Source organism: Vreelandella rituensis (assembly GCF_003336665.1).
Taxonomy (GTDB): Bacteria; Pseudomonadota; Gammaproteobacteria; order Pseudomonadales; family Halomonadaceae; genus Vreelandella; species Vreelandella rituensis.
Window position 1 is genome coordinate 1 of record NZ_QPIJ01000099.1, and the last position, 6,721, is coordinate 6,721.

9 protein-coding genes and 1 pseudogene are annotated in these 6,721 nt (G+C 59.5%); 6 read left to right on the forward strand and 4 right to left on the reverse strand.

Features of this window, described 5'->3' with window-relative positions; all coding sequences use genetic code 11:
- Positions 1–113 (reverse strand): helix-turn-helix domain-containing protein (locus tag DU506_RS20310; protein WP_181870838.1); only part of this gene is annotated, 113 nt, incomplete at its 3' end.
- Positions 114–241: 128 nt separating this feature from the next.
- On the opposite strand from DU506_RS20310, the pseudogene DU506_RS21830 reads away from it, so the two are divergent.
- Positions 242–556, forward strand: a pseudogene (locus tag DU506_RS21830) (IS1595 family transposase); the annotation flags it as partial.
- A 133-nt stretch (positions 557–689) separates the two neighbouring features.
- Here DU506_RS21830 and DU506_RS20320 read toward each other — a convergent pair.
- A complete protein-coding gene (locus tag DU506_RS20320) occupies positions 690–1,349 on the reverse strand; it encodes an ArsR/SmtB family transcription factor (RefSeq protein WP_114488672.1) in 660 nt (219 codons plus the stop codon).
- A gap of 103 nt (positions 1,350–1,452) precedes the next feature.
- Here DU506_RS20320 and DU506_RS20325 point away from each other — a divergent pair, with 103 nt between their 5' ends.
- Genes DU506_RS20325 through DU506_RS20335 form a run of 3 tightly spaced genes read left to right on the forward strand, consistent with a single transcriptional unit; the run spans position 1,453 to position 4,223 of the window.
- Positions 1,453–1,797: a DsrE/DsrF/TusD sulfur relay family protein gene (locus DU506_RS20325; protein WP_114488673.1), complete on the forward strand. Its 345-nt coding sequence runs from the start codon at positions 1,453–1,455 to the stop codon at positions 1,795–1,797.
- A 49-nt stretch (positions 1,798–1,846) separates the two neighbouring features.
- Positions 1,847–3,064, forward strand: a complete 1,218-nt coding sequence (locus tag DU506_RS20330) for an MFS transporter (RefSeq protein WP_220254484.1) — start codon at positions 1,847–1,849, stop codon at positions 3,062–3,064.
- Between the two features lie 13 nt (positions 3,065–3,077).
- Positions 3,078–4,223, forward strand: a complete 1,146-nt coding sequence (locus tag DU506_RS20335) for a cysteine desulfurase family protein (protein ID WP_114488675.1) — start codon at positions 3,078–3,080, stop codon at positions 4,221–4,223.
- Between the two features lie 49 nt (positions 4,224–4,272).
- On the opposite strand, the gene DU506_RS22625 is transcribed toward DU506_RS20335, so the two are convergent.
- Entirely contained in the window at positions 4,273–4,407 is a 135-nt protein-coding gene (locus DU506_RS22625) for a hypothetical protein (protein ID WP_268877356.1), read from the reverse strand.
- A gap of 101 nt (positions 4,408–4,508) precedes the next feature.
- Here DU506_RS22625 and DU506_RS20340 point away from each other — a divergent pair, with 101 nt between their 5' ends.
- Together DU506_RS20340 and DU506_RS20345 are read left to right on the forward strand one after the other, a co-directional pair.
- Complete coding sequence (locus DU506_RS20340) at positions 4,509–5,837, forward strand: MFS transporter (RefSeq protein ID WP_220254485.1); 1,329 nt, start codon at positions 4,509–4,511, stop codon at positions 5,835–5,837.
- A 21-nt stretch (positions 5,838–5,858) separates the two neighbouring features.
- Positions 5,859–6,110 carry a hypothetical protein gene (locus DU506_RS20345; RefSeq protein ID WP_114488677.1) on the forward strand — a complete coding sequence of 84 codons (252 nt, stop codon included), beginning with the start codon at positions 5,859–5,861 and terminating at the stop codon, positions 6,108–6,110.
- A 300-nt stretch (positions 6,111–6,410) separates the two neighbouring features.
- On the opposite strand, the gene DU506_RS20350 is transcribed toward DU506_RS20345, so the two are convergent.
- A partial coding sequence (locus DU506_RS20350; RefSeq protein WP_114488678.1) for an Rrf2 family transcriptional regulator occupies positions 6,411–6,721 on the reverse strand: 311 nt, incomplete at its 5' end.

The window sequence follows — 6,721 nt, forward strand, 5'->3', positions numbered from 1 at the left end:
TGTCGCAGCACCGCGTTCCAGACAAACCGCACGCACCCAAACGTCCGCGCCAGCAGGATTTCCTGCTCGGGCGTGGGATAGAATCGGTACTTGTAGGCGCGTTCGGTTGGCATGGGTTACATGCGTAGCCCGTGTCTTGTAAGTTTTCAAGGGCCAGTGCCAACAAGGCACCCTGGCAGGTGCCGCGCTTGTATCTCCCTTCGCGCTACGCGACTCAGGAAGAGGTATTACGCGCTTTTTGATAAGCGATCGCGATTCGATTTTATGTTCGGACGGGCACAGCTGGTATAAGACCTTCTCTGCTGAGCATGGCATTGCCCATCATCGGCTCATCACACTCGATAACCAGCGGGTGATCGGCAAGGAATACCACATTCAGAACGTCAACGGCTATATCAGCCGCTTGAAGGGCTGGATGGGGCGCTTTCATGGGGTGGGGACAGCGTACTTACCGAATTACTTGTCATGGCGGCGGTTGTTTGAAACCGCTAAGCCATCCGAGGAGGCATGGCTTCGCGTGGCGATAAGCGCCGACCAACAACAGATACCAACATAGCCAGAACTGTACAGGTAACGGCATCAAAGACGTCATGCGTCAGCTGATGCTCCTGACACACGGTAAAATGCCCGATATTGACGTAATCTGGGCTCATTCGCCAGGAAGATATCGGACATGGCGGTGCCTCCTATTACGACGCTACGGGCAAGCCCGCCGCTTTCCACTCCGGATAGCCTTCCTGGAAGCGGCGAACTCGGTAGCCGAGTTGCCGTAGGCGCTGCACGGCCTCATGCGACAGGACGCAATAGGGACCACGGCAATAGGCGACGATTTCCCGGTCTCGGGGCAGCTTGTCCAGCATGTTCTCCAGCTGCGCCATGGGTATGTTGATCGCCTTGGGCAGGTGGCCTGCCTCGAACTCCTCCTCGGGACGCACGTCTAAAAGTGCCACCTTGCCGCTAGAAATCCCAGCCAGAAGCTCGTCCCGACTGACCGCCTCCAAAGCGCCATTGGCGTCCTCATCCGCAAACAGCTGACCGACCAGGCGCTCCATCTCGGCCAAATTCGTCTCGGCCACCTGCCTGAGCAGGCTCAGCAATGTGACAATCCGTTCGTCGGTCAGGCGATAGATCATCTGCTTGCCGGAGCGGTGGGCGGTAACAAGACCCGCTCGCCGCAAGTGTTGAAGGTGCTGAGAGGCATTGCCGATGGTCAGATTGGCGGTGTTGGCCAAGGTCTCCACCGAGGTCTCGACTTGGGCCAGGCGCTCCAGCAATGCCAGTCGGTGTCCGTTCCCTAGGGCACGGGCAACCTGGGCCAGCGTATCAAGAAGATCCTGCTGCGAGGTCATTATCTGTCTCCGAAAAGCGCAAGGTAGCATCGTGCCACTTGACAAATATAGTTAATCTTACAATCATTCTATCAATTCATTGAATGATAGCAAGGAGAAGGCCATGCATACCCTGATCATCATTAACGATCCACCCTATGGTACCGAACGCCTTTACAACGGTTTGCGCCTGGCCCACGCCTTGCTCAAACGAGACGGAGAAGTGACGGTCTTTCTGATGGGCGATGCGGTGTCAGGCGCCAAGAGCGGCCAGAAGACGCCGGATGGCTTCTACAACACTGAGCGCATGATCAAGCGTGTCACAACTAAGGGGCAGGTGCTGTTGTGCGGCACCTGCATGGACGCTCGCGGCCTCACTGATGATGAAGTAGTGAAAGGCGCCGAACGCAGCACCATGGACGCCTTGGCTGAAGCTACCGAGCAGGCTGACAAAGTGTTGGTCTTCTAAGGGTTCAGGAACCCCGCCATCTAAACTTTCCCAACAAGGAGCCCTGCCAATGCCGACGCTGCCCCGTGAAAAGCCCAACGTGGCCATCCTGGTCACCGGCCAGACCCTGTTCATGATTGCCATGGTGACGGTGATGACCCTGAGCGGGGTTGTCGGTCAGCAGCTTGCCGCAACGCCGTCGCTGGCCACCCTGCCCATCGCCATGATGATGATGGGCACCGTGGTCTCGACGCTGCCCGCCTCGCTGTTCATGAAACGGGTTGGCCGGCGTCTGGGGTTCATGACCGGAGCCACCCTGGGCGGCGTGGGTGGCGGGCTGGTCAGCTTTGCCGGCATCGCCACCGGTTCCTTCTGGCTGTTCTGCGCGGGGAACCTGCTGCTCGGTCTCTATCAGGGCTTTGCCATGTATTACCGCTTCGCCGCGGTCGACGTGGCCAGCCCGGCATTTCGCAGTCGGGCCATCTCTTTTGTGATGGCCGGCGGCGTGGTGGCGGCCTTCCTCGGCCCTTGGAACGCCAGCGCAGCGCAGCACTGGATCGCCAGCGTTCCCTCGGGTGGCCCCTATCTGGTGATTGCCATCCTCGCCCTGGTGGCCATCGGCCTGTTGACCCAGCTACGCGTACCCGCCAGCGGCGAGCCACAGCACGGCGACATCTCACGCCCGATGAGCGCTATTGCCCGCCAACCCCGCTTTGTCGTCGCTGTATTGGCCGCTGCCATCGGCTACGCCGTCATGATCCTGGTGATGACCGCCACGCCACTGGCGATGCGCGCCAACGACTTCACGATGAGCCAGGTAGTATTCATCATGCAGTTTCACGTGCTGGGCATGTTCGCCCCGTCGTTCTTCACCGGCAGCCTGATCGCGCGATTCGGCGTGGACCGTATCCTGCTGACGGGCGCCGCGCTGTTGGCCGGTTCGGCAGCGGTGGCGGTCATGGGCCTTAGCATCGCCCACTTCTGGGTCTCGTTGGTGCTGCTGGGCGTTGGTTGGAACTTCCTGTTCATCGGCGGCAGCGCCCTGCTTTCCACTGTCCATTCAGAGCCCGAGCGCGGCAAGGTACAGGGCATCAACGACCTGATCATCTTCTCACTGGTGGCCATCGGCTCACTGATGGCCGGGCAGCTACTTCACGGGCTGGGCTGGGAAGCCCTCAATCTGGCGATGCTGCCGCCGATACTGCTGGTAGCCCTGGCCACCCTCTGGCTCCGATTGAGCAGCACTTCACAACCTGCGGGCCAAGTCTCAAGCCCGCATGAACAATAAGGGCGCTTCCGCCATGTCAGTTCCTGTCTATCTGGATCATAACGCCACCACGCCGGTGGCCTCGGAAGTGGCCGAGGCGATGAGCATCGCGTTGCGGAAAAGCTTCGGAAATCCGTCTTCTGCCTATCCGCTGGGCCAAGCGGCGGCAGAGCAGGTCGCGGTAGCACGAAACGCCGTTGCATCACTCATCGGCGCGAAGGCCGAGAACCTGGTGTTCACTGGCTGTGCCACCGAGGCCAACAACCTGGCCCTGTTGGGTGTGGCCAGTGCCTGTACCCCCAACAAACGACATCTGGTGATCAGTGCCGTCGAGCATCCGGCTGTCATGGCACCGGCTCGACAGCTGGAGGCTCAGGGATGGCGCCTGACCATCGTGCCTGTCGACGAAGCAGGGCGGGTCTCTGTCGAGGCCGTTGTTGACGCAGTGCGTCCGGACACGGCCTTGGTCTCGATCATGTTGGCCAACAACGAGGTCGGCACTCTTCAACCTGTCGCTGACATTGCCAAGCAGCTCGATAACAGTGACGTCTTGCTACACACGGATGCCGCCCAAGCCGTAGGTAAGATCGCCGTCGATGTCGAGGCACTGGGTATTGATTTGCTGACAATCGCCGGTCACAAATTCCAGGCGAGCAAGGGAATCGGTGCCCTCTACGTGCGTCAGGGTACCCCGATACGGCAGATCCTGTTTGGTGCTAACCATGAACGCGGGCTGCGTCCCGGTACCGAAAACGTCCCGGCCATCATCGGCCTGGGCGTGGCCGCCGAGTTGGCTGCAAAGCGTCTGGCGCAAGCCAATACCGCTATGCGTGATCGCCGAGACCAATTGCATCAACTACTGAGCGCTTCCATCCCCGGCCTGAGCCTCAATGGCCATTTTGAGGCCCGCTTACCCAACACCTTGAACGTGTCGTTTCCGTATGTCAGCGGCCAGGCATTGCTCAATGCTGCCAGCGATACGGTGATGGCCTCGGTGGGCTCAGCGTGCCATGCCGGGGAATCTGCCCCGAGTGGGGTGTTGGGGGCGATGGGACTCGATACGCAACGTGCGCTCGGTGCCGTGCGCCTGTCGATGGGTTGGGATACCACGCAGGATGAGATCGCGACCGCCGCCGCTGCGCTGGTTCACGCTTGGCGGCATCTCGCCTATGGTGCTTAGGCGCCTTGATCGCGCTGCGATGGTGAAGCCTGAGCGCAGGCAGCGGTGCCTAGCGGGCCAGGTCTGCCACGACCAGCAGCGACTCGCCGGGGCGCGGGGCAAGCATGGCCAGGACCAGTAAGTTCGCGGCTGCCAATCCATCGACCGCGTGGCGTTTCATACCATGCGTTATAGGCCTTTGCATCCATGTTGCTCCCCTCGTCGACATAGTGAATCTCGGCGCTCGGTTCGACTTTCAACCACTGGATATCGATACCCGTCCCATCCAGTGCCAGAGAGATGATTATGTCACCATCAAATTCCTCCCATGAACACTATACGCATGGCATCCGCGAGAACCTCCACCAGTTCAGCCATCAACTGGGGCAGGTCTTTCTGGTTGGTCTGACCATCGGGATGATGCGTACCGTGGTCCCGGCGCTCGCCGAGTCAGAGTTTGGCGTCGCCGAGGGGTCTTTCATGATGCTCACGGCCTTCGTGGTCGCCTTCGGCTTCGTCAAGGGCACCCTTAACTTCGTGGCCGGGCGGCTCGCTGAGCGTATCGGGCGAAAGAACGTCCTGCTACTGGGCTGGCTGTCGGCCATCCCGATTCCGTTCATGGTCCTGTATGCCCCGTCATGGAGCTGGATCGTCGTCGCCACCGTGCTGCTGGGTATTAATCAGGGCCTGTGCTGGTCAATGACCCAGACCGCCAAGATGGATATTACCCGAGCAGACGAGCGCGGCTTCACCATGGGCATGAACGAGTTCTCGGGCTATGTGGGGGTGGCCGTGGCGGGGATCGTCACCGGCTACCTGGCCATCGGCCTTGGGCCGCGCTTGGGGTTGTTTGTCTTCGGTGTCGCGGTCATTGCACTGGCCATCCTGCTGGCCTTGACCTCGATCCGCGAGACTCACGGCTGGGCCAAGGCCGAAAGTGCCCGACACGCGAGTGGCACCCTGGCTGGCCCCAAAGCACGGATTCCTAATCACGTCTCTGACAATCCCACCACCGGCGAGATGTTCGCGCTGATGAGTTGGGGCGACAAGCGCATGGCCGCCTTCAGCCAGGCGGGGCTGGTCGAGAAGTTCGTCGATGCCCTGGTCTGGGTGTTCTACCCGGTATTTCTTTACCAACAGGGGCTGGGCCTAGGCCCCATTGGCTGGGTAGTCGGTGTCTACGGTTTTGTCTGGGGTGGCTCGCAGTTCGTGACCGGGCGGCTATCGGATCACATTGGCCGACTCAAGCTGATCATCTGGGGCATGTGGGTTTGCGGCGGCGGCGTGGCGCTGATGCTGCTGGGCACCGGCGTGATCTGGTGGTCCTTTTCCGCCGCTGTAACAGGGCTGGGGATGGCACTGCTCTACCCGAACCTTAGCGCAGCGGTGGCCGACATCTCCCACCCCAACTGGCGCAGCTCCGCCATCGGAATTTATCGCTTCTGGCGTGATCTGGGCTATGGTATTGGAGCCCTGGGTTTCGGCCTGGTGGCCCATCTGTCGGGGGCGGTCACGGGTGGCTTCTGGTTCGTCGCCATCGCCATGTTCCTCTCGGGTGCCCTTGTCATGCTATGGGGAGAAGAGACCCACCCTCGATTGAACCCTGCGCCACACCACGATGAGACAAACAGTTAACCATCACCAGGAGACAACCTGATGAGCGAGCAATCGTATGAAGATCGACCCAAGGCAACCCCGGAGCTTGCGGCGTTGATACATGACTTCATGGAGCCTGAAAACACCACCCTTCGCCAAGTGCGAGAGCTGTTGATGAGTGAGGACCTCATGGTATCCGATGGTGGTGAAATCATGTACAAGCAAGACAGAAAGTGGCTGGTCAATGAAGTGGATGCGCTGATCGACCAGCATGGTTTCGATACTCTCGCGAAGGACATCCTTAGTGACTGATACTCCGCTATTGTAGTGTTGCTAACATTACCAATTAGCGCGTTGTCTCAACGTTACTAACGCAAGCCCGCATTGTGGTCGCTACGTTCCACGTCGTGCGCATGGCCAGTGGCTTTGGAAAAGATCCGCAAGGGCTTCAGGAAAAGGCGCTGGCTCCCTGGATAATAGGACAGCACAGGGCCAGAAAGATGCGTGGAAAGAACTCATTGTGCCGTCAGTGACTGGCGTGAGGAAATGCTGACCAAATTTAATAATTTCAATGCTCTACAACCTTGTAACGCTTGCCAAGAACAAGCTGTATCATGAGCTGATCGCCAAAAGCCTAAGCAATTGGGGGCGCTGGGCATCGGTCAACATATCCGCCAATGTATAACCATCCAATACCTGGAAGAACGCTTCCAGGGCTTCGGCAAACATGGATTTGAGGCGACACGCCCCGGTAATCACGCATTTATTCTGCTTGCCGAAGCATTCCACCAGCGCCAGGTCCTGCTCGGTGTCGCGTACCAGGGCGCCGATATTGATGTCTTCGGGTGCTCGCCCCAGCAACAGGCCGCCTTGCTTGCCGCGTATTGCCTGCAGGTAGCCCTTGTGGTTGAGTTCTTGCACCA